The organism is Endozoicomonas sp. SESOKO2 (assembly GCF_024606245.1).
In the GTDB taxonomy this organism is placed as follows: Bacteria; Pseudomonadota; Gammaproteobacteria; order Pseudomonadales; family Endozoicomonadaceae; genus Endozoicomonas_A.
The window spans coordinates 1-1,748 of record NZ_JAHHPQ010000535.1; the positions used below are offsets into that span (position 1 = coordinate 1).

The window sequence follows — 1,748 nt, forward strand, 5'->3', positions numbered from 1 at the left end:
GTTGTGTCCAGAGCCAGGCATCATAGTGGTGATCGCAAACGGGTGATCCTGACTCACCCCCCGGGTTTCCATCGAGTTAAACGTCGGTGAATCGGGGTTCCAATCGCTTTTTAAAAGCGAAGCGACAGCGGCAGCCACTTTTACAGTTATCCCTGAATGAGGGTTGGAGCATAGTGAAGTATCTATGGTATTAAGAACCAGTTCAAAAGCAATCAGCAGATTCGTGTCGTAAAGCCATTGCCATGTAACCGGCTCAATGATGGTCGTTTTCATCTCGCCACTGTCAGGTCTGGGTGGTTTGCTATCAGATAACAAATCAGGTTCTGAATAGCCCTTTTTGTCGGGAATTTGTGAGAGTTTGTCCGGTAATGTTTGCTGATCAAACTTCATAGAAAAGCTCTGATTTGGAAAAACTGCACTCTGTACAAGGTCGACAATAAAACGTTCTGTCAACGTTTCGGCCTGACAGACGACAGACAGCGTCAGTAACAGCAACCGCAACCGCAGTGTCGCAAAGAGTGAGTGATTAATAAATCTATCCTTCGATTCTGGCTTTTACAGAGCAAGAATAGATCAAGAAAACCTCATGAAAGGTTGATTTTCAGATCAAGGACTGAGGTCATCGTCCTGATCCACAACAGGAGACTTGCGTTTTCGATGTATTCTTTTGTGGTTCAACAGGGCTTTAGCACTCTTGCAGACCTTTCCGCACGGCCGCGAATGGCCATCCCGCCCAACCACAGTCTCGTCACAGGTTTGCTTTCCGGTGTGTTTTATTCTTATGTGATCCCAGAGAACTTGAGCATTCTTACAGACCTTCCCGCATAGCTGCGGTTCGCCATCCTCCCGGACCACGTTCACATCACAGGTTTGTTGCCCGCTGTGGTATCCGCTTTTGTGACTCGAAAGGACTCTGGAATTCTTGAAGACCTTTCCGCATGGCCGCGACTGGCCATCCTCCCCGACCATAATCAGGTTACAGGTTTTTTGCCCGGTGTGGTCTCTGTATTTGTGATTCAACAGGGCTTGAACATTGTTGCAGGTCTTTCCGCATGGCCGCGACTGATCGTCCTTACCGATCACGGTTACATTACAGGTTTTTTGCCCGGTGTGCTGTCGGCTTTTATGGTTGGACAGGTGTGCGGCATTTTTGCAGGCCTTTCCGCATGGCTGCAGCTGGCCATCCTCCCCGATTATGTTTACGTCACAGGTCTTTTTCCCAGAGTGCTGTCCGCTTTTGTGGGTGGACAAAGCCGCGGCATTTCTGCAGACCGTCCCGCAGGGTCGTTGCAGACCCCCCTTCCCGATCACGGGCACATCACAGGTTTTTTGCCCCGTGTGGTTTCTGCTTTTGTGATGCGACAGGGCTTGGGCATTCTTGCAGACCTTTCCGCATGGCCGGGGCTGGCCATCTTCCAATATCACGGTCACGTTACAGGTTTGTTGCCCGGTGTGGTATCCGCTTCTATGAACCAACAGGCTGTTAGTATTCTTGAAAACCTTTCTACACGGCCGCGGCTGACCATCCTCTCCGATTACGTTCGCTTCACAGGTTTGATGCCCGGAGTGGTATCCTCTCCTATGAGACCAAAGGCCTTTAGCATTCTTGAAGACCTTCCCACATTGCAGCAGCTGGCCATCCTCCTCGATTATGATCAAGTTGCAAATGGCTTGCCCGGCAGGGACGTTTTTGTCGATTGTCCCTACAACCATTGAATCTAAGGCGACCCCGTTAACAGGTTTGCAAA

2 protein-coding genes are annotated in these 1,748 nt (G+C 50.0%); both read right to left on the reverse strand.

The features are described 5' to 3' along the window. On the reverse strand, window positions 1-495 hold a 495-nt coding region (locus KDK17_RS13070; RefSeq protein ID WP_257288235.1), incomplete at its 3' end, for a hypothetical protein. A 111-nt stretch (window positions 496-606) separates the two neighbouring features. Continuing rightward, on the reverse strand, window positions 607-1,748 hold a 1,142-nt coding region (locus KDK17_RS13075), incomplete at its 5' end, for a hypothetical protein (RefSeq protein ID WP_257288236.1).